The 20,804-nt window shown below is 37.9% G+C and carries 15 protein-coding genes, 4 tRNA genes and 1 pseudogene; 15 read left to right on the top strand and 5 right to left on the bottom strand.

The window, feature by feature from the left end; translation table 11 throughout:
* The first annotated feature begins 18 nt into the window (after positions 1-18).
* The 9 genes from H7N67_RS04255 to H7N67_RS04220 all read left to right on the top strand — a co-directional run bounded on the left by H7N67_RS04255 (position 19) and on the right by H7N67_RS04220 (position 5,999).
* A complete protein-coding gene (locus H7N67_RS04255) occupies positions 19-507 on the top strand; it encodes a hypothetical protein (protein WP_001020235.1) in 489 nt (162 codons plus the stop codon).
* A gap of 10 nt (positions 508-517) precedes the next feature.
* Complete coding sequence (gene guaA / locus H7N67_RS04250; protein ID WP_187939165.1) at positions 518-2,044, top strand: glutamine-hydrolyzing GMP synthase; 1,527 nt, start codon at positions 518-520, stop codon at positions 2,042-2,044.
* Positions 2,001-2,108, top strand: coding sequence for a neuraminyllactose-binding hemagglutinin-like domain protein (locus H7N67_RS08140; RefSeq protein WP_332258186.1), 108 nt, complete (start codon positions 2,001-2,003; stop codon positions 2,106-2,108). The genes guaA and H7N67_RS08140 overlap by 44 nt, the downstream gene beginning before the upstream one ends.
* A 19-nt stretch (positions 2,109-2,127) precedes the next feature.
* A complete protein-coding gene (gene hpaA2, locus H7N67_RS04245; protein WP_187939164.1) occupies positions 2,128-2,877 on the top strand; it encodes an HpaA2 protein in 750 nt (249 codons plus the stop codon).
* 182 nt (positions 2,878-3,059) lie between these two features.
* Positions 3,060-3,137: transfer RNA gene (locus tag H7N67_RS04240), tRNA-Pro, on the top strand.
* A gap of 67 nt (positions 3,138-3,204) precedes the next feature.
* Positions 3,205-3,281, top strand: a tRNA-His gene (locus tag H7N67_RS04235).
* 60 nt (positions 3,282-3,341) lie between these two features.
* Positions 3,342-3,418, top strand: a tRNA-Arg gene (locus tag H7N67_RS04230).
* A gap of 22 nt (positions 3,419-3,440) precedes the next feature.
* A tRNA-Arg gene (locus tag H7N67_RS04225) sits at positions 3,441-3,517 on the top strand.
* Positions 3,518-4,127: 610 nt separating this feature from the next.
* Positions 4,128-5,999 (top strand): mechanosensitive ion channel family protein, encoded by a 1,872-nt coding sequence (locus H7N67_RS04220; protein ID WP_187939163.1) that lies wholly within the window; start codon positions 4,128-4,130, stop codon positions 5,997-5,999.
* A 2-nt stretch (positions 6,000-6,001) separates the two neighbouring features.
* Here H7N67_RS04220 and cfaS read toward each other — a convergent pair whose 3' ends face one another.
* Entirely contained in the window at positions 6,002-7,171 is a 1,170-nt protein-coding gene (gene cfaS, locus H7N67_RS04215) for a cyclopropane fatty acid synthase (protein ID WP_000623819.1), read from the bottom strand.
* 169 nt (positions 7,172-7,340) lie between these two features.
* Here cfaS and metG point away from each other — a divergent pair, with 169 nt between their 5' ends.
* Genes metG through speA form a run of 6 tightly spaced genes read left to right on the top strand, consistent with a single transcriptional unit; the run spans position 7,341 to position 14,571 of the window.
* Entirely contained in the window at positions 7,341-9,293 is a 1,953-nt protein-coding gene (gene metG / locus H7N67_RS04210) for a methionine--tRNA ligase (protein WP_187939162.1), read from the top strand.
* Positions 9,294-10,301, top strand: a complete 1,008-nt coding sequence (locus tag H7N67_RS04205; protein ID WP_187939161.1) for a ferrochelatase — start codon at positions 9,294-9,296, stop codon at positions 10,299-10,301. It begins immediately after the preceding gene.
* 3 nt (positions 10,302-10,304) lie between these two features.
* A complete protein-coding gene (gene cmoB, locus H7N67_RS04200; protein WP_187939160.1) occupies positions 10,305-11,090 on the top strand; it encodes a tRNA 5-methoxyuridine(34)/uridine 5-oxyacetic acid(34) synthase CmoB in 786 nt (261 codons plus the stop codon).
* Between the two features lie 16 nt (positions 11,091-11,106).
* Positions 11,107-11,535, top strand: coding sequence for a hotdog domain-containing protein (locus H7N67_RS04195; protein WP_001158316.1), 429 nt, complete (start codon positions 11,107-11,109; stop codon positions 11,533-11,535).
* Positions 11,536-11,539: 4 nt separating this feature from the next.
* A complete protein-coding gene (locus H7N67_RS04190) occupies positions 11,540-12,709 on the top strand; it encodes a glycosyltransferase family 4 protein (protein ID WP_187939159.1) in 1,170 nt (389 codons plus the stop codon).
* Positions 12,710-12,723: 14 nt separating this feature from the next.
* Positions 12,724-14,571, top strand: coding sequence for an arginine decarboxylase (speA, locus tag H7N67_RS04185; protein ID WP_187939158.1), 1,848 nt, complete (start codon positions 12,724-12,726; stop codon positions 14,569-14,571).
* A 128-nt stretch (positions 14,572-14,699) separates the two neighbouring features.
* Here the strand turns inward: speA and H7N67_RS04180 are convergent, their stop codons facing one another.
* The 4 genes and pseudogenes from H7N67_RS04180 to H7N67_RS04165 form a co-directional block, all read right to left on the bottom strand.
* Positions 14,700-15,638 carry a hypothetical protein gene (locus tag H7N67_RS04180; protein ID WP_042637107.1) on the bottom strand — a complete coding sequence of 313 codons (939 nt, stop codon included), beginning with the start codon at positions 15,636-15,638 and terminating at the stop codon, positions 14,700-14,702.
* 109 nt (positions 15,639-15,747) lie between these two features.
* On the bottom strand, positions 15,748-17,610 hold the full coding sequence (locus H7N67_RS04175; protein WP_187939157.1) for a hypothetical protein: 1,863 nt from the start codon (positions 17,608-17,610) through the stop codon (positions 15,748-15,750).
* 43 nt (positions 17,611-17,653) lie between these two features.
* Positions 17,654-18,906, bottom strand: a pseudogene (locus H7N67_RS04170) (single-stranded-DNA-specific exonuclease RecJ).
* A gap of 42 nt (positions 18,907-18,948) precedes the next feature.
* Positions 18,949-20,682 (bottom strand): DUF262 domain-containing protein, encoded by a 1,734-nt coding sequence (locus tag H7N67_RS04165; protein ID WP_187939156.1) that lies wholly within the window; start codon positions 20,680-20,682, stop codon positions 18,949-18,951.
* Positions 20,683-20,804 lie beyond the last annotated feature (122 nt).

The following is a 20,804-nucleotide window of genomic DNA, read 5'->3' as shown; positions in this document are numbered from 1 at the left end:
ACACTTAAAGGATAAAAGATGAATATTTTTCAAACGAGTTTGAAATGTTGCGTGGGGTTGGTTTTATTTATGGGGGTCTTATTAGGGGATTCTAAAGCTTTTAAGGTTAGGGTGGATAAAAGTTTGACTCCGCCCTTTTTGAATGTGCTTTCATTAGCTTTTAAACAAGACATGAAAAAAGAGATCATTTTTGTGGTTACCAAAAGCAACAAATTGAGTAAAAAAGTGCTTTGTGATTTTGACGCTTTTTTATTGCCTGAGACTCTGATGAGTGGCATGCCTAAAAAAGCGCTATTCCATAAGGAGTTTTTATTCCAATCTAAAGAAAATAAGACGCTCTATGTGTTTTCGCTGATTGATTCTCAATATTGCTCAAAAGGTGGAAATTACAGATACGAACTAGAAAAATTAGAACGCTGGTTTGTGCAAAAAGCGCCTGAGTTGGCTGAAAGCTATAGGGTGAATTACAAAAATCAATACAATAAAACACAGATCCCACAAAAATAAAGAATGAGCGATGATTTTAGTATTAGATTTTGGGAGCCAATACACACAGCTGATTGCTAGAAGATTGAGAGAGAGCGGGATTTATACAGAAATAGTCCCTTTTTTTGAAAGCATAGAAAACATTCAAAAAAAAGCCCCTAAAGGTTTGATTTTGAGTGGGGGGCCAGCGAGCGTGTATGCTAAAGACGCTTACAAGCCTAACGAGAAAATCTTTGATTTGAATTTGCCGATTTTAGGGATTTGCTACGGCATGCAGTATTTGGTGGATTTTTTTGGGGGCGTGGTGGCTTGTGCGAATGAGCAAGAATTTGGTAAGGCTGTTTTAGAAATCGCTCAAAATTCTGTGATTTTTGAAGGCGTGAAGATTAAAAGCCTTGTGTGGATGAGCCACATGGATAAAGTCATAGAATTGCCTAAAGGCTTTACTACCCTTGCAAAAAGTCCTAATTCCCCCCATTGTGCGATTGAAAACGGCAAGATTTTTGGCTTGCAATTCCACCCAGAAGTCATCCAAAGCGAAGAGGGGGGTAAGATTTTAGAAAATTTTGCCCTTTTAGTTTGCGGCTGTGAAAAAACTTGGGGGATGCAGCATTTCGCTCAAAGAGAGATCGCGCGATTGAAAGAAAAAATCGCTAACGCTAAGGTTTTGTGCGCGGTGAGTGGGGGCGTGGATTCTACGGTGGTCGCTACGCTATTATACAGAGCTATTAAGGATAATTTGATCGCTGTTTTTGTGGATCATGGCTTGTTGCGTAAAAATGAAAAAGAAAGGGTGCAAGCGATGTTTAAAGACTTGCAAATCCCTTTAAACACGATAGACGCTAAAGAAATCTTTTTGTCTAAATTAAAGGGCGTGAGCGAGCCTGAGTTGAAGCGAAAAATCATCGGCGAAACCTTTATTGAAGTGTTTGAAAAAGAAGCCAAAAAGCACCATTTAAAAGGCAAAATTGAATTTTTAGCCCAAGGCACTTTATACCCTGATGTGATTGAATCTGTGAGCGTTAAAGGGCCTTCAAAAGTGATCAAAACGCACCATAATGTGGGCGGACTGCCTGAATGGATGGACTTTAAACTCATAGAGCCTTTAAGGGAATTGTTTAAAGATGAGGTGCGTTTGTTGGGTAAGGAATTGGGCGTTAGCCAGGATTTTTTAATGCACCACCCTTTTCCAGGGCCTGGGCTTGCTGTAAGGATTTTAGGAGAAATCAGTGAGAGTAAGATCAAACGCTTGCAAGAAGCGGATGCTATTTTTATAGAGGAGCTTAAAAAGGCGGATTTATATGACAAGGTTTGGCAAGCCTTTTGCGTGCTGTTAAATGTCAATTCTGTAGGGGTTATGGGGGATAATCGCACTTATGAAAACGCTATTTGCTTAAGAGCGGTGAATGCGAGCGATGGCATGACAGCGAGCTTTTCTTTTTTAGAGCATTCTTTTTTAGAAAAGGTTTCTAACCGCATCACTAATGAAGTGAATGGTATTAATAGGGTGGTGTATGATATTACCTCTAAGCCACCAGGAACGATTGAATGGGAATGATTATCTTAAAAATAGCGCTAAAAGTGGGATTTTTTGGATAAGATTAGGAATTGATTTTAAATAAAAAGAAAGAAAGGAATTTAATGAAAAAAGGTAGTTTAGCAATCGTTTTAGGATCGTTGTTAGTGAGTGGGGCGTTTTATACGGCTCTAGCTGATGGAATGCCTATGAAGCAGCAGCACAATAACATGGGTGAGTCTGTGGATTTGCATTTCCACTATCCTATTAAAGGCAAACAAGAGCCTAAAAATAACCATTTGGTTGTCTTAATCGATCCTAAGATAGAGGCTAATAAAGTTATCCCTGAAAATTATCAAAAAGAGTTTGAGAAGTCTTTGTTCCTCCAATTGAGTAGTTTTTTAGAGAGAAAAGGCTATAGCGTTTCGCAATTTAAAGATGTTAGCGAAATCCCTCAAGACATCAAAGAAAAAGCGTTGCTCGTTTTACGCATGGATGGGAATGTGGCTATCTTAGAAGATATTGTAGAAGAGAGCGATGCGCTCAATGAAGAAAAAGTGATAGACATGTCTTCAGGGTATTTGAATTTGAATTTTATTGAACCAAAAAGTGAAGACATTATCCATAGTTTTGGTATTGATGTTTCAAAGATTAAGGCTGTGATTGAAAGAGTGGAGTTGCGGCGCACCAATTCTGGAGGTTTTGTCCCTAAAACTTTTATGTATAAGATTAAGGAAACCGATCATGATCAAGCCATTAGAAAGATCATGAATCAAGCCTATCACAAAGTGATGATGCATATTACCAAAGAGTTGAGCAAAAAACACATGGAACATTATGAAAAAGTTTCTAGCGAGATGAAAAAGCGAAAGTAGTTTTTAAGAAACGAGAAGCTTAGAATCATTTAGAGCTGTTTTTAAAAAAGCAGCTTTTAAAAGGGTGGGGAAGTTGGATTGGGTGTTTTTTGAGCGTCAATTTTGATTTTTAGCGGTATTTTTGAAAAATTACGCTCAAAAATTAGAAAATTCAGTTATAATAACGCTTCATGTGAAAATTTCGGGGCGTAGCGCAGTCTGGTTAGCGCACTTGGTTTGGGACCAAGGGGTCGAAGGTTCGAATCCTTTCGCCCCGACCACTTTTTTGCGTAGTTTATTGTTCTGTTTAAGATTCTTTGGTAGAATATCGCTTCCTTTCATTGAATGGTGGGAGTAGCTCAGTCGGTTAGAGCATCAGATTGTGGTCCTGAGGGTCGTGGGTTCGATTCCCATCTTCCACCCCATCTCATAAAATAAGCGTTTTACCAAGTTTTATGTTAGTCATTCCTTTATTTGAATTGTAAGCGTTCGTAGCTCAATTGGATAGAGCACCAGACTTCGGATCTGGGGGTTAGGGGTTCGACTCCCTTCGGGCGTACCACCTAACATTAATACCATTCAATGCGCTTGTAGCTCAGCTGGATAGAGCAACAGCCTTCTAAGCCGTAGGTCGCAGGTTCGAGTCCTGCCAAGCGCACCACTTTTGACATTCTTTAAAGAGGAGTTATGGATTCTTTAGAGTGGGGATTACTCATTTTCTTAATTCTTGTTTTTCTTATAGGCATAGGATACTACATTTTTATGGTTCTTTCTTCTAAAGATTGATCATCAAAATAGCCCAATGACAAGAGATAGAGTTGGAAATCTCTAAAACATAGATCTTATATGAAAACATTCAATAAAAGCGAAAAACATAAAAAGTGAAACATGAAAGTGAAACATGTAAGAATAAAAGACATGCACATTATCCATGACTTTATCGCACCGAACAAGGAAAGCTTTTTGACTACGGCCTATGCGAAATCCTGCTATAAAAATATTAAAAATATCAAATAAAGCAAGACTTGTTAAAAATTAAGATTCTGTTTTTAATTGAATCTCAATCATAAAATGTAAAAATACTCAAAGCCATCAAGCAATATAGCGATCTGAAAAGAGGCTCACAATTGAGTTAAAGCCCGCTTTTTAGGGATAAATAAAAAGCGCTTTCAAATTGCATGGGTAACTTTATGGGGCGAAGCGTTTCTAATCTTTGGTATAATCGCTAGAAATTGTGAGAAAAATTTTATCTTGTTTGAGTAGGGTTTCGCATGCGTTTATTATTGTGGTGGGTATTGGTATTATCGCTCTTTTTAAATCCTTTGAGAGCGGTTGAAGAGCATGAAACAGATGCGGTGGATTTGTTTTTAATTTTCAATCAAATCAACCAGCTCAATCAAGTCATTGAAACTTACAAAAAAAACCCTGAAAGAAGCGCTGAAGTCTCTCTGTATAACACCCAAAAGAACGATTTGATTAAAAGTTTGACTTCTAAAGTGTTGAATGAAAGGGATAAGATCGGAATTGATATAAACCAAAATTTAAAAGAGCAGGAAAAAATCAAAAAGCGTTTGTCTAAAAGCATTAAGGGCGATGATTTCTACACTTTCATGAAAGATAGATTGTCTTTAGATATTTTGTTGATAGATGAAATTTTGTATCGTTTTATAGATAAAATCAGGAGCAGTATTGATATTTTTAGCGAACAAAAAGATGTGGAAAGTATCAGCGATGCTTTTCTTTTGCGTTTAGGGCAATTCAAACTCTACACTTTCCCTAAAAATTTAGGCAATGTCAAAATGCATGAATTAGAGCAGATGTTTAGCGATTATGAATTGCGTTTGAACACTTACACTGAAGTCTTGCGTTACATTAAAAACCACCCTAAAGAAGTGCTTCCTAAAAACTTGATCATGGAAGTGAATATGGATTTTGTGTTAAACAAAATCAGCAAGGTTTTGCCTTTCACAACCCATAGCTTGCAAGTGAGTAAGATCGCGCTGGCTTTGACGATTTTAGCCTTATTGCTGGGTTTAAGGAAGTTGATCACTTGGCTTTTAGCCTTATTGTTAGATCGTATTTTTGAAATCATGCAGCGCAATAAAACAATGCATGTCAATGTGCAAAAAAGCATTGTTTCGCCGGTTTCTGTCTTTTTAGCCCTATTTAGTTGCGATATAGCTTTAGATATTTTCTACTACCCTAACGCATCGCCCCCTAAAGTTTCTATGTGGGTGGGCGCGGTGTATATCATGCTTTTAGCATGGTTAGTGATAGCACTTTTTAAGGGCTATGGGGAAGCGTTAGTTACGAATATGGCTACCAAAAGCACGCACAATTTTAGAAAAGAAGTGATCAACTTGATCTTAAAAGTCGTGTATTTTTTGATTTTTATCGTTACGCTTTTAGGGGTTTTGAAACAACTAGGGTTTAACGTTTCAGCCATCATCGCTTCTTTAGGGATTGGGGGGTTAGCGGTGGCTTTGGCGGTTAAAGACGTGTTGGCGAATTTTTTTGCTTCGGTCATTTTATTATTAGATAATTCGTTTTCTCAAGGGGATTGGATCGTGTGCGGTGAAGTGGAAGGAACGGTGGTGGAAATGGGGCTAAGACGCACCACGATCAGAGCCTTTGATAACGCTCTTTTGTCCGTGCCTAATTCAGAGTTAGCCGGAAAACCCATCAGGAATTGGAGCCGGCGTAAAGTGGGAAGGCGTATTAAAATGGAAATAGGCTTAACCTATAGCTCCAGTCAAAGCGCTTTACAGCTTTGCGTGAAAGACATTAAAGAAATGTTAGAAAACCACCCCAAAATCGCTAATGGAGCCGATAGCGCTTTGCAAAACGCGAGCGATTACCGCTACATGTTTAAAAAGGATATTGTTTCTATTGATGATTTTTTAGGGTATAAAAACAATCTGTTTGTCTTTTTGGATCAGTTTGCGGACAGCTCTATTAATATTTTGGTGTATTGCTTTTCTAAGACGGTGGTTTGGGAAGAGTGGCTAGAAGTCAAAGAAGACGTGATGCTAAAAATCATGGGGATTGTGGAAAAGCACCATTTGAGTTTTGCTTTCCCATCACAGAGTTTGTATGTGGAGAGTTTGCCAGAAGTTAGCCTGAAAGAAGGGGCTAAGATCTGAAATTATTGGTAGATGTATTCTTTGGTTAAGGGGAAAGTGTTATCCACGCTGTTGGTTAAGAGCAATTGAAATAAATCCGCGCTCCCCACCCTGAAAGCGGAAGCGCAAGTCCTTAAATACAGATCCCACATGCGGATAAAGCGTTCGTCATAGCCGAGTCTTTTCACTTGGTCTAGATTGTGGTTGAAGTTGTCTCGCCAAATGTCTAAAGTCTTGGCGTAATGGATTCGTAAGCTTTCAGCCATGAGCAGGTGGAAGTCGCACTCGCTCATCACGCTCATCACTTCTCTTAAAGAGGGCAAATAACCGCCTGGAAAGATGTATTTATCCACCCATGCGTTAGTCTTGCCTTCAAAACAGCATAAAATGGAGTGGAGCAAAAACATCCCGCCTCTCTTTAACACTTCTTTAACTTTTTTGAAATAAAAGGGCAAATTATCCTTACCCACATGCTCAAACATGCCCACGCTCACCACCTTATCAAAGCGGTATAAGCGCCCGTCTAAATCCTGGTAATTCAATAATTTGATCGTTACTTTATCCTCTAACCCTAACTCTTGGACTCGTTTGTTAGCCTGTTTGTATTGCTCGCTAGAAATGGTGATCCCCATCACTTCTGCCCCGTATTCTTGCGCGGCTTTTATAGAGAGATAGCCCCAGCCACAGCCTACATCCAGCAGTTTTTCGCCAGGCTTTAGGTGGAGCTTTTTTAAAGTGTGATCTAATTTTTGGAGCTGGGCGGCATGGAGGGTGTCATCATCTTTTTTGAAATACGCGCATGAATAGCTTAAGGTTTCATCCAGCCAGATAGAATAAAAGTCATTCCCTAAATCGTAATGTTTAGAAATGTTGGAGCTTTCTTTAAGGGGTTTTTGAACGGCTTTAGCGCTATCATGCTTGTGCAGATGCTCATAATTGGTTTGCAAATACAAAGAGTGCATCACCTCATCCATAGAGCCTTCAATATCAATCACGCCATCCATATAAGCCTCAGCGATCGTCAAAGACATGTCTTTTTTAATATCGCTAAATTTTAGGGGGCGATGGATTTTAAGGGTGAATTTAGGCGAATGTTCGCCATTCCTATAAACGCTATTATCCCAAAAAACGACCTGATAATCGCCGTTTTTCCACTGCTTGAACATGCTTTTGAGCAAAAATTTTGAAATCATCTGTCTATTCCTTGAACTCATTTTTCAATTTTTTGAGCGTTAATTATAATGAATTTTAAGCTAAAAACACCCCACAAATAAGCATAAATTCAACCTCTATTCTCTAAATTTTTAAAAGCATGTTAAAATTAAGAGATTTAAACAAATTTAAGGTAACACGATTATAAAGATGCAAAAATCACTGATCACAACCCCCATTTATTATGTGAATGACATCCCTCATATTGGCCATGCTTATACGACTTTGATTGCGGACACTTTAAAGAAGTATTACACGCTTCAAGGCGAAGAAGTCTTTTTTTTAACCGGCACCGATGAGCATGGGCAAAAGATCGAACAAAGCGCGAGATTGAGAAATCAAAGCCCTAAAGCTTACGCCGATAGCATTAGTGCGATTTTTAAAGACCAATGGGATTTTTTCAATTTAGATTATGATGGTTTTATCCGCACCACAGACAGCGAGCATCAAAAATGCGTGCAAAACGCCTTTGAAATCATGTTTGAAAAAGGGGATATTTATAAAGGCACTTATAGCGGGTATTATTGCGTGAGCTGTGAGAGTTATTGCGCGATTTCTAAAACGGACAATACGAACGATAAAGTCTTATGCCCTGATTGCTTGAGAGAAACCACGCTTTTAGAAGAAGAGAGTTATTTTTTTAAATTGAGCGCATATGAGAAGCCTTTATTGGAGTTTTACGCCAAAAACCCTGAAGCGATTTTGCCTATTTATCGTAAAAATGAGGTAACTTCTTTTATTGAGCAGGGTTTATTGGATCTGTCTATCACGCGCACGAGTTTTGAATGGGGCATTCCTTTGCCTAAAAAAATGAACGATCCTAAACATGTGGTGTATGTTTGGCTGGACGCTTTATTGAATTATGCGAGCGCGTTAGGGTATTTGAACGGTTTAGACAATAAAATGGCGCATTTTGAACGCGCTAGGCATATTGTGGGTAAGGATATTTTACGCTTCCATGCTATTTATTGGCCAGCCTTTTTGATGAGTTTGAATTTGCCCCTATTCAAACAGCTTTGCGTGCATGGGTGGTGGACGATAGAGGGCGTGAAAATGAGTAAGAGCTTGGGTAATGTTTTAGACGCTCAAAAGTTCGCCATGGAGTATGGGATTGAAGAATTACGCTATTTTTTATTGCGTGAAGTGCCTTTTGGGCAAGATGGGGATTTTTCTAAAAAAGCGTTAATAGAAAGGATCAATGCGAATTTGAATAACGATTTGGGGAATTTGCTGAATCGTTTGCTAGGCATGGCTAAAAAATATTTCAATTATTCTCTAAAAAGCGACAAAATCACCGCTTATTATTCTAAAGAGCTAGAAAAAGTGCATCAAATCTTAGATAACGCTAATTCTTTCGTGCCTAAAATGCAATTGCATAAAGCTTTAGAGGAATTGTTTAATGTTTATGATTTTTTAAACAAACTCATCGCTAAAGAAGAGCCATGGGTTTTGCACAAAAACAACGAATCAGAAAAACTAGAAGCCTTATTGGGTTTGATCGCAAACGCGCTGTTGCAATCAAGCTTCTTACTCTATGCGTTCATGCCAAAGAGCGCTATGAAATTAGCGAGCGCTTTTCATGCAGAAATCACGCCCAATAATTATGAACGCTTTTTTAAAGCTAAAAAATTACAAGATATGATTTTACAAGACACCGAACCTTTATTTTGTAAAATGGAGAAAATTGAAAAGGCTGAAAAAGCGGGAGAAGCCTCACCAGAAAAAAACGAAAAAGAAAAAAAAGATAGAAAAGAAAAAGCCCCACCAACACAAGAAAACTATATCAGCATTGAGGATTTCAAAAAAGTAGAGATTAAAGTGGGGCTTATCAAAGAAGCTCAAAGGATTGAAAAATCCAATAAATTACTGCGCTTGAAAGTGGATTTAGGCGAAGGCCGTTTGAGGCAGATCATCTCAGGGATCGCTTTGGATTATGAGCCTGAAAGCTTGGTGGGGCAAATGGTGTGCGTGGTGGCTAATTTAAAGCCTGCAAAGCTTATGGGCGAAATGAGTGAGGGCATGATTTTAGCGGTGCGAGATAATGATAATCTGGCTTTAATTAGCCCTACCAGAGAAAAAATTGCAGGAAGTTTGATCAGCTAAATGCGATTAGGGGTGAATGAAGCCGTAGAGTTGAGTTTGGGCGAATTGCAAAACACGCCCTCAATCAGCTATTTTAATTCTATTGTTTTGTCTTTAAACAAAGTCCAAAAAGGCTCTTTATTTGTAGCCAAAGATCACACGCTCATTCCTAAAGCTTTAGAGTTAGGGGCTTATGGGATTTTATACGCAGGAGAATATCCTTTAAGCGATAGGGATGTGGCATGGATCAAGCTTAAAGATATAGAGCATTCTTTGAACCATTTGTTTAAATTTTGTTTGTTGAACGAGCGCGTGGTCGGGGCGCTGTTAAGCCCCATAGAATTAGAGATCGCTTCTAAAATCATCGTGAGCGAATTTGTATGGTGCTTGAAAGAGAGCCTTGAAGATTTATTCATTATAGAGGGGTGTAAAATAGCCTTTTTTGATAAATTGGAGTGGCTCCATTTGTTTTATAAGCAAGAGCGCTTGAAAGAAAATCTAAAAGAAAGCCGTTTGATTGTTCTCAACCAATCGTTTTTTTGCAGCGCTTTAGTCTATGAAAAACAAGAACACGAATTCAAAATGCCATGCATCTTTTTAGAGCCTTTAAAAAGGGTGATTCAATTGTGCGAGAAATTGCAAATTGCGTTTGATTTGAATCTTTTAGGCAAAAAAGAATACCCACTAGATCATTGCAAACCCTTTTTTGTGAATAAAAATTTAGAAATAGCCCCCTATGGCACAACGGCAAGGGTGGTTGTCGCTGAGGCGTCAAAAGAATTGTTTGAAATGATGCTTCAAAAAGCCCTTGAGACTTTATCGTGGGGGAAAATTGTCGTGTTTTGTCGTAAAAACAGCGCGGCTTTTTTTGAAAAAAATAACCCTTATTGTTACACCACCCAAAACAACTTAAAAGAGCAATTAAAAAATTTAGCGTTTAATTTCGCTTTTATTTATGGGATTAGCTCTTCTCATTTAGAATCCCTTTTAAACCCTCCTTTTTTTAAAAAAACCCCCACGCTATGGTAAGTCATGCTGATTTGTAACGATAAATTCAATCCAAAAACCCTTTTAGAAGAAATCATGGCGTTAAGGCCATGGCGTAAAGGCCCTTTTGAAATTTCTCAAATTAAGATTGATAGCGAATGGGATAGCTCCATTAAATGGGATCTAGTCAAAAACGCCACTCCTTTAAAAGACAAAATAGTGGCTGATGTGGGTTGCAATAACGGCTACTACTTGTTTAAAATGCTAGAACATGGGCCTAAAAGTTTGGTGGGGTTTGATCCGGGCGTTTTAGTCAAAAAACAATTTGAATTTTTAGCCCCCTTTTTTGATAAAGAAAAAAAAATCATTTATGAGTCTTTAGGGGTAGAGGGTTTGCATGAAAAGTATCCTAACGCTTTTGATGTCATTTTTTGTTTAGGGGTGCTATACCATAGGAAAAGCCCGCTAGAAGCTTTAAAAGCCTTATATCATGCTTTAAAGATAAAAGGGGAGCTGGTGTTGGATACGCTTATTATTGATTCGCCCCTAGACATCGCCCTTTGCCCTAAAAAAACTTACGCTAAAATGAAAAATGTTTATTTTATCCCTAGCGTTAGCGCTTTAAAAGGGTGGTGCGAAAGGGTAGGGTTTGAAAATTTTGAGATTCTTAGCGTTTCAAAGACCACGCCTAAAGAACAGCGTAAAACGGATTTTATTTTGGGGCAGAGTTTAGAAGATTTTTTGGATAAAACGGATCACTCTAAAACTTTAGAGGGGTATGACGCTCCTTTAAGGGGGTATTTTAAGATGCTCAAACCAAGCAAGCGTTAAAATAAAGGATAAGATAGTGCAAGAATCAGTCGTTCGTGTGGATTATGACTCTTTAGAGACTTGTAAGAATTTCAAACCAAGCGTTGGCACTGAACTAGTCGTTTTAGAAAAAGATATAGCCCATGCGCGTTTCAAGGGCAATGAAAGCATGGTGTATGAAGAAAATTTTGTGCATGCCGGGTTTGTGCTTATTGCGTGCAATTATGCGGCCTTGTGCGCGTTGAATAAAAGGCACAGCGTGGTGGTTTCTAATAACATCAATTTTTACGCCCCCCTAGAATTGAATCAAGAAGCGCTCATTAAAGCGCAAGTCATTCAAGATGGCGTGAAAAAAGCTGAAATAAAAATAGAGGCGTTTGTGTTAGACATTCAGGTTTTAGAGGGAATGATAGAAATCGTGGTGTTTGATAAAAAGCCTTTTAAATTCAATTTTAAAGAAGAGTAGTTAAATGGTTATTGTTTTAGTCGTGGATAGCTTTAAAGACACCAGTAATGGCACTTCTATGACAGCGTTTCGTTTTTTTGAAGCGCTGAAAAAAAGAGGGCATGCGATGAGGGTGGTTGCCCCTCATGTGGATAATTTAGGGAGTGAAGAAGAAGGGTATTACAACCTTAAAGAGCGCTATATCCCCTTAGTTACAGAAATCTCACACAAACAACACATTCTTTTTGCTAAACCCGATGAAAAAATCTTAAGAAAGGCTTTTAAGGGAGCGGATATGATCCATACTTATTTGCCTTTTTTACTAGAAAAAACAGCCGTAAAAATCGCGCGAGAAATGCGAGTGCCTTATATTGGCTCTTTCCATTTACAGCCAGAGCATATTTCTTATAACATGAAATTGGGGCAATTTTCTTGGTTTAACATGATGCTTTTTTCGTGGTTTAAATCTTCGCATTACCGCTATATCCACCATATCCATTGCCCGTCAAAATTCATTGTAGAAGAATTAGAAAAATACAACTATGGAGGGAAAAAATACGCTATCTCTAACGGCTTTGATCCCATGTTTAAATTTGAACACCCGCAAAAAAGCCTTTTTGACACCACACCCTTTAAAATCGCTATGGTAGGGCGCTATTCTAATGAAAAAAATCAAAGCGTTCTCATTAAAGCGGTTGCTTTAAGCCGATACAAACAAGACATTGTATTATTACTCAAAGGCAAAGGGCCTGATGAGAAAAAAATCAAACTTCTAGCCCAAAAACTAGGCGTAAAAACGGAGTTTGGGTTTGTCAATTCCAATGAATTGTTAGAGATTTTAAAAACTTGCACCCTTTATGTGCACACGGCCAATGTGGAGAGCGAAGCGATTGCGTGTTTAGAAGCTATTAGCGTGGGGATTGTGCCTGTTATCGCTAATAGCCCTTTAAGCGCGACCAGGCAATTCGCGCTAGATGAACGATCATTGTTTGAGCCCAATAACGCTAAAGATTTGAGCACTAAAATAGATTGGTGGTTAGAAAACAAGCTTGAAAGAGAAAGAATGCAAAACGAATACGCTAAAAGCGCTTTAAATTACACTTTAGAAAATTCAGTCATTCAAATTGAAAAAGTTTATGAAGAAGCGATCAGAGATTTTAAAAACAACCCTAACCTCTTTAAAACCTTATCGTGATAAAAGGATAAAAAATGCAAGAAGTCCATGATTATGGGATTAATTTTTGGAGCAATAACGAATTTAAGATAGAAAAAGGCTTGGTTAAAGTTTGTCATGGCAAAAACCCCTCGCTTTTAGAAATCGTTCAAAGCGTGCGCGATAAGGGCTATAGAGGGCCTTTGTTGGTGCGATTCCCCCATTTGGTGCAAAAACAAATCAAAAGCCTGTTTGATGCGTTTTCTTCAGCGATTAAAGAGTATCAATACAGCGGGGCTTTTAAGGCGGTTTTCCCTTTAAAGGTCAATCAAATGCCCTCGTTTGTTTTCCCTTTAGTGCAAGGGGCTAAGGGTTTGGATTACGGGTTAGAAGCCGGGAGCAAGTCTGAGCTCATCATTGCGATGAGCTACACTAACCCTAAAGCCCCTATCACCGTGAATGGTTTTAAAGACAAAGAAATGATTGAGCTTGGCTTTATCGCTAAAAGCATGCAGCATGAAATCACTTTAACGATTGAGGGTTTGAATGAGTTAAAAACCATTATCTCTGTGGCTAAACAAAACGATTTTGTAGCATGCCCTAAAATTGGCATTCGCATCCGTTTGCACAGTGCTGGCACTGGCGTTTGGGCAAAGAGTGGGGGAATCAATTCTAAATTTGGTCTTAGCAGCACTGAAGTTTTAGAAGCGATACGCCTTTTAGAAGAAAACGACTTACTAGAGCATTTCCACATGATACATTTCCACATAGGCTCTCAAATCAGCGATATTTCGCCCTTAAAAAAGGCTTTAAGAGAAGCGGGTAACTTGTATGCAGAATTGCGTAAAATGGGTGCTAAAAATCTCAATAGCGTGAATATTGGAGGGGGGTTAGCCGTAGAATACACCCAACACAAGCACCACCAAGACAAGAACTACACTTTAGAGGAATTCAGCGCTGATGTGGTGTTTTTATTGAGGGAAATTGTGAAAAATAAGCAAGAAATCGAGCCGGACATTTTCATTGAATCAGGCCGTTACATTTCCGCTAACCATGCCGTTTTAGTGGCCCCGGTGTTAGAATTGTTTTCGCATGAATACAATGAAAAATCCCTAAAAATCAAAGAAAGTAATAACCCCCCCTTGATTGATGAAATGCTAGACTTGCTCGCTAATATCAATGAAAAAAACGCCATTGAATACTTGCATGATAGTTTTGATCACACCGAGTCGCTATTCACGCTTTTTGATTTGGGCTATATTGATTTGATTGACAGGAGCAACACTGAAGTTTTAGCCCATTTGATCGTCAAAAAAGCGGTGCAATTGCTTTATGTTAAGGATCACAACGATATTTTGCGCATTCAAGAGCAGGTCCAAGAGCGCTATTTATTGAATTGCTCGTTTTTCCAAAGCTTGCCGGATTATTGGGGCTTGAAGCAGAATTTCCCGGTCATGCCCTTGAATAAATTAGACGAAAAGCCCACCAGGAGCGCGAGCTTGTGGGATATTACTTGCGATAGCGATGGGGAAATCGCTTTTGATTCCACCAAACCCTTGTTTTTGCATGATATAGACATAGATGAAGAAGAATACTTTTTAGCGTTCTTTTTAGTGGGAGCGTATCAAGAAGTTTTAGGCATGAAACACAATTTATTCACACACCCTACGGAATTTAGCGTGGTTTTTGATGAAAAAGGCGATTATGAGGTGGAAGATATTTGCGAAGCCCAAACGATTTTAGACGTGTTAGACGATTTAGACTATGACACTAAAGAGATCGAGCGCCTTTTAAAGCAAAAAATTGAGGACAACAACCAACTGAACATGGAAGAAAAGAAAGAAATCATGGGGCGCTTGTATGTCATGCTGAGCGAAAACGGGTATTTGCGCACGATTTCTTAAAAGAACGCTATAAATTGATTTAAACGGCTTTAATCGCTATAAATCAATTATAACGCTTATGATACAAGAAAACTAAAGAATAAAAAAGAAAAGAGATTAAAAAAGGAGAGCCACCCCACTAGGGGGGGTTATTCTTTCACTTCCTCCCCAGTTAAAGGGTCTTTAGGTGGATTATAAGTTGCTAATACCTCTTTAGTTTTAGGGTCTAAATCCTTAATCACATTACCCTCATCGTCATAATCCTCATCTCTAAAACCATAAGACCAAAGATTATCGGCTAATAAGTTAGCAGTTAAGCCTCCGCAACTTAAATCGTATTTATTGATACCGCCATCGCATAAGAGTTGCGCTACAAAATAAGCCTCTTTTTTGTTTTTAGGTAACATTTGCGCCCACAATTTAGTGAGATTTAACGCTTTCTCTTGCCCTTGAGCGTAAGCACTCAAAACATCACAGAATAACTTTAAATCAGTGTTGTCCATATGGTCAAAAGTTTCAAACCAACACTCATCAGGGTTGCGATTTTCTAACATTTTAGCCCACTCTTGGTCGCTATGGCGCTTTAATTGAGAAGCATACGATAACGCCCACATAATCACTAAAGACGCATGGAAACCATTACCACCATACACTAAAGGCGACATCAATTGTTCTAATCTGCCTTTACGCTCTGCTAACACATAGTCCTCCGCAATCGCCATAAAGTTAGTCTTAACATCGCCAAAATCAAACATTAGCTTATACTTATCCTCTTTTTCTTTAGGCTCTTTAGGAGTAGAAGTTCTTTCCTTGACACTCGGTCCGCTAGTTACCACTTTAATCCCATCTAAAATGTCCGCTTTTTTATTTTCAGCGTGAAGTCTCATATGCTCGGTCAAAGGTACTTCCTTAAACCATTTTAAGAATTTTTCGCTATTGAAAGCGTATGCGGCTTCGTTGCCTTTTTGGCTCCTTAAGGTTACACGATTAAACCCAATATTAATGACTTTAGCCTCCACCACTTTGTTATTGATTGTGGCTTTGACTGACGCGCCTACTTTTAACTCATTTTCGTTTTGAAAACCCATAAAATACTCCTTGATAAAAAATTTGTTTTAAAAATCCGCTATAATCACCCGTTTTAATGTTCTTTATCTTTTTGGCATGGCGTTATTCCTCCTTGTTGGGGTGTGAATTTTATTTAAAATTTCCATGTCTATTGCCCTTAAGATCGTTTTGAAGGCGGTAAGCACCATTAAAAATACAGCCGGTTAATATTTCTTCAATTTGCGATAATTCCGCATTTTTTAGCACTTCTCTGGGCGTTTCAATGATCAGTTTAGATTCTGCTAGTCGCACCCACTCTAACGCTCGCTCTCTAGATTCAAAACTCCCCAATTCCCCAATATGGTTGAGAAACTGCTCGCTCATAGGTCTATCCATGTCAATCACAAGATCAAAGGTAACATAAAGCGACTGAACGCTCAAAGAATCCCCAATAATAAAGGTAAAATTAAGCGTGTCATCAAGCGTGTTGTGTTGGATATTGTCTATTAGCGCGTAGTTAAGCTCTAATTTTTCTACTTGCTTTATCGCTATTACGATGTCTTTAGAAAGAGAAGCGCTGATTTTTTCTAATTGCTTTAACAAATCTTTAGGCAGGATAAAACCACGCTCTATATCAGCGTCTATCACGCTTAAAATCGTTCTTTTATCCACTACCTTATCACGCTTTAAATCGTTAGCGATTTTGTTGATTTGAAGGTTTTGTTTATAGCTTTGTTTTGACGCTCTCTCTTTTTCTCGCCATTCAATGACTTCCCTCTCTTCTTGTTCTATGTCTGCAACATCAAATATTTTAGGAAAGCCATAACGATTTTTTTTCGCTCTGATAAAACTTTTAATACTCTCTTCAAGATGCTCGCGAAAATCATCAAAATCATCGCTAGATTGCGGCATATAAAGCGCTTCTATTTGAGTCTTAACGATTTCATTAAACTCTATACCATTGTTTTTATCAGGGTGTTTTGAAAAGAATGTGGCTAGCTTGTTTTTAAGAGCGTTGAGAGATTGTTCTAATTGATTGGGCGTTGAAAATTTGATGTCTGAGAAACTGTCTTGTGTTTTGTTAAAGTCCTTACCCGGTGAAGCGTTGATCAATTCTATAGGGTATTTTTTTGCGTTTTCACAATGACAGATCGCTTGTTGGTTAAATATTTGCACTAACACCAATAAATAGTCCCTTAAATTAAATATGATAGTAGGCTCATTTGCGAACACCAAAAAGCTTATTTCTTCATCGGGTAAAAAAGGATCTTGCGGGCTGTTTTTTAAAGAGTTAAGCGTTTGAACAAACCCCATAAAATCGCGCTTACTCTCTAAATACGATTGCAGCTTTTTCGCTCTTTCTGTATTTTGCTTGGGGGTGTATCGGTATTTATTGACAAATTCCTTACTAGACATAAAGTCTTTCACGCTCGCCTTAGCGTTATTCTTAAAAAATCTATCCATAAAATGCTTCCCCAATAAAAAACACAACCTCCTATAAAGGTAATTATTGCCTTTAAAGAAGTCCTTGATTAAAATGGGTTTATCCCAATCCACTTTAACAGATTTGTCCTGCCAATAGAGTAAGCATGTTTTTAACTGAGCCAGTTTATCAGCACTAGATTGAATGCAACCGCTTTTAGCTGCCCCTATCAGTAATTTTTGCTCATTATGATTGAAATCTCTGTAAAAAGCGTCTTTAAAGGGTTTAAAGGCTGAGATAGTCCCAAAGGGTAGTCCGCTTTTGATTTTTTCACACGCCTTTTTAAGATCACAACTTCCAATCGTTTCGCTCCCAATAGCAGAAGCTTTCGTGTTAGAAACTTTAATGGTGCTGTTTTTAGTCTTAGGGGCTTCTATCCCAATGATTTCCTTAACGAATTGCCTCGCTCTATTTTGAGCCACTTCACTAGCCACAAAATCCTTTTCAAAATCTTGTAACAAATAGTAGTATCTGGTTGGCTTCCCACTCTCATCATTCAATAACAATAAAAAATCATAATCCAACAACATGCCAAGTCCTCTTTTTTAAATTCAGCCTTAGCGTTATTTGACTTTATAAGGCTTGTAAGCTTTTGATCACTTTTTTAAAATCCTCTTTTGCAAAGCTCAACCCAAAAGCTTCTTCATGCCCTCTAGCTTGTATTAAAGGAATGGTTTTAATCTGGCTTAAAAAATTCCTATCGCCTCTAGCGCTACCGCTATACCCGTCTTTATTGTCTCTATAGATACAAAGGGAGCGATTGGAAGGGTATTTTTTAAAAAGTTATTAGCCACTAAACCGCTGACACCCACTTTAATAGAACAGCTTTCATCTAAAATAGCCACTAATATTTTGTTACAAGAAAAAATTTGAGCGTTTTCTTCGCTTTCTTTCACCATTTTCTTTTTAATGTCGTTGTACCTTTTGAATTCCTTAACATTAAAGACGCTTAAGCACGGATCGTTTATGGGATTGAAATGTTTTAAAACCAGATAATGCAAATAGCTATCATAGCAACCCTTAAACTCTCTAGCCCCACTCAAACGGCTTAAAGCGTTGATATAATTGATGCAATTAAAGCCGTATAAGTTAGAAATTCCATCTAAATCGTCTTGGGCCAAAGAAAGATCTTTATCTTTAAAAAAGCATTGAATGCGCTCATGTTTAGCTTGCGCTAAATTCAAAACCATATCCAAATTATTCTCATTATCCAAATCAATGCGATCGCTTAAAAGCGTGATAGCAATCAATTCTTCTTCTAAAGGAGTGGTTTGTATTTGAAAGATTTGATTAAACACTAAAGCGCTTGTGAAAGCCCCGCTATAATAGTTAGCGTCTTTTCCATCATTCAGGTTAATGTAGGCGATTTTATTTCCATCAATCAAATCAACTTCAAAACTCTTATGGTGGTCTGTGATGATGCATTGTTCAAAATGTTCTAATAAGATTTCTTGCAATTTGTTGTTAGCGGCCAAATCCGCTCCCAAGTCAGCACTAAACAATAGGGGGTTTTTTTGAAATTGGTTTTTAATGCAATCTAGGCGGACTAATTGGTTGGTTTTAGGGTTAAAGATGCAAGGTTTAGACAATAAATCATTTATGGCTAAATCGGTGAAACCATAACCATGCACATTCCTTAAAGGGCTAAAGAAAAAGAAATCTTTAATACCCAATCTGTAACACATAGACATTAAAACGCTGCCAGCTAACATGCCATCACAATCATTATCTGTATAAAAAACAATGGGGCGGTGTTGTTTGGCTTCTTTTAAGAAGTCTTTAAAAATCCTTTTCTTTGACATCTTTAATAGCTCTTTTTTAGGCATTGATTATCCCCTTTGTTGTTTTGATGCTTGATGGTTTTTCAATCATTCTAGATCAAAATCATCTTCATATTCCTCTTCTTGCCCTTCTATGTGTAAAACAGGCGTGATAGTGTTATACAAAGATTTGTATCGCTCTTTTAGGGACTTCTCATTCCACTTCCTATAGTTGCTATACAATTCTTTAGTGATGTCATAACAGCTAATCACTTTGCTTGGGTCTTTGCCACCATAAATTTTTCTTTTTTCATCAAAATCCCCATTTAAGGCTTTTGCGTTCTTTTTACGCTTTAAAAGGGTTAAATTCGCGATATGATTTACCCATTCTTCTCTTTTTTCTTTGTTAAAATCCGCGTTCCATTGACTGCCCTTTTTGGGATTTTGGGGTAAAATATGCTCCACTTGGGTTTCGGCATCCATAACGATAAAATGGGGTTTCTCTTCATCTGCCATGAAATAGTTAGCTAGGGCTAAGACAGGGCGTAACCATTTGCTAGGATAAACAGAAGAGCTCTCCCATAAATTATAGTGGTATTGGTCAAAGGTGTTATAAGATTCTATATTATTCAGTATAAGCTCTTGGATGGTTTCAACGCTCTTATTGCTTTTAACATTTTTGATAATGTTGATGCTCGTTTGCTTGATGCGCGTGATCGTGCCTCCTGCAATCCAAGTTTGGTAATAATAAGACACCAAAAGCTTTTTCAAAGCGTCAAAATCAGGGTATTTGACATAAAGGGCGGTCGTTAAAATGCTGGCCCAATACCTAGAGGGGAGATACCTCAATAAATAGACATATCGGTCTTGTTTTTTTAGCAATGCGGTATAGGCTTTCATGAACTCGCTAATCTCATAGATGAACTCGCAAGCGTCTTTTTTGCTGTCTTTGAATACCTTTTTTAATCCCTTATCGGCTCTCTTTTTAGAAGCGCTAGGATCAGCGTATTCTAAATACATGTTAAAAAAGTCTTCCAAATCAATATCTATGCCTTCAACGCTCTTGCAAGCTTCAACCAATTTGTCCCAAGTGGTTATAAAATCCTTACGCTTTTCACTATCTTGTTTGATTTCTTGCATCAAACTGGATTTTAAAATATCAATAGGGCTTAAGGGTTGGCCTCTGTCGTTTAACACTTGAAAGATTTGCATCGCGCTGTCTTGCTCAAAACAAATGATCCTAGTCAAAGCAATGTGTTCATAAAACCACTTGACAAAATCATCCATATCGCTTATGGAACCATTTTCCATGCTCTCATTCAATAGCTCCTTGAAATAATAAGCGTTACGCAAATAAGTGTTTTCTTCAAATTTCTTATTCAATTCGCTCTTTTTAATGTTATCTTCAAACTCTAAATTGTTTAACACCGTGTTTTCAAAAATACTATTGTAATTTTGAGCGGTTAAGAACTTCAGACGCTCTTTTTCTTTATCGTATTTATCATAAATACTCCCTTCAATAAAATCTTTAGATTTTTGCCCTAACCTGTGTTTATAAAGCTTTAAAATCGTGCAAGCTAAGATAATAAAACTTGTTAGCCTCTGTTGGCCATCCACAACATCCCATCTTTTATCTTTTGGATTTTCAGCAATCACAATAGAGCCGCAAAAATACTCATCTTCTCTGTTGTTGGTATAGCTGCCCACTAAATCATCAATCAAAGCCCCTAAATGATCTTTATCCCACACATAAGGGCGTTGGTAATCGGGAACCTGATAAAAATATTCAGCATCCACTAAAATTTGATAGAGTTTTTTTAACTCCACTTCTACTTTTGCCATCATCTCTCCTTTAAATTTAACTCTGTAAACCCCACTGATTTAAAAATGGGGCTTATGGAATCAAATGGTTTGAAAATGCGGTGCGGGTTTGAAAGGGGGAATAATAGGGTTAATGAAAGAGA

Origin of the sequence: Helicobacter pylori (assembly GCF_014498195.1) — a bacterium.
GTDB lineage: Bacteria > Campylobacterota > Campylobacteria > Campylobacterales > Helicobacteraceae > Helicobacter > Helicobacter pylori_DO.
This window is presented reverse-complemented; position numbering and strand designations above follow the sequence as displayed.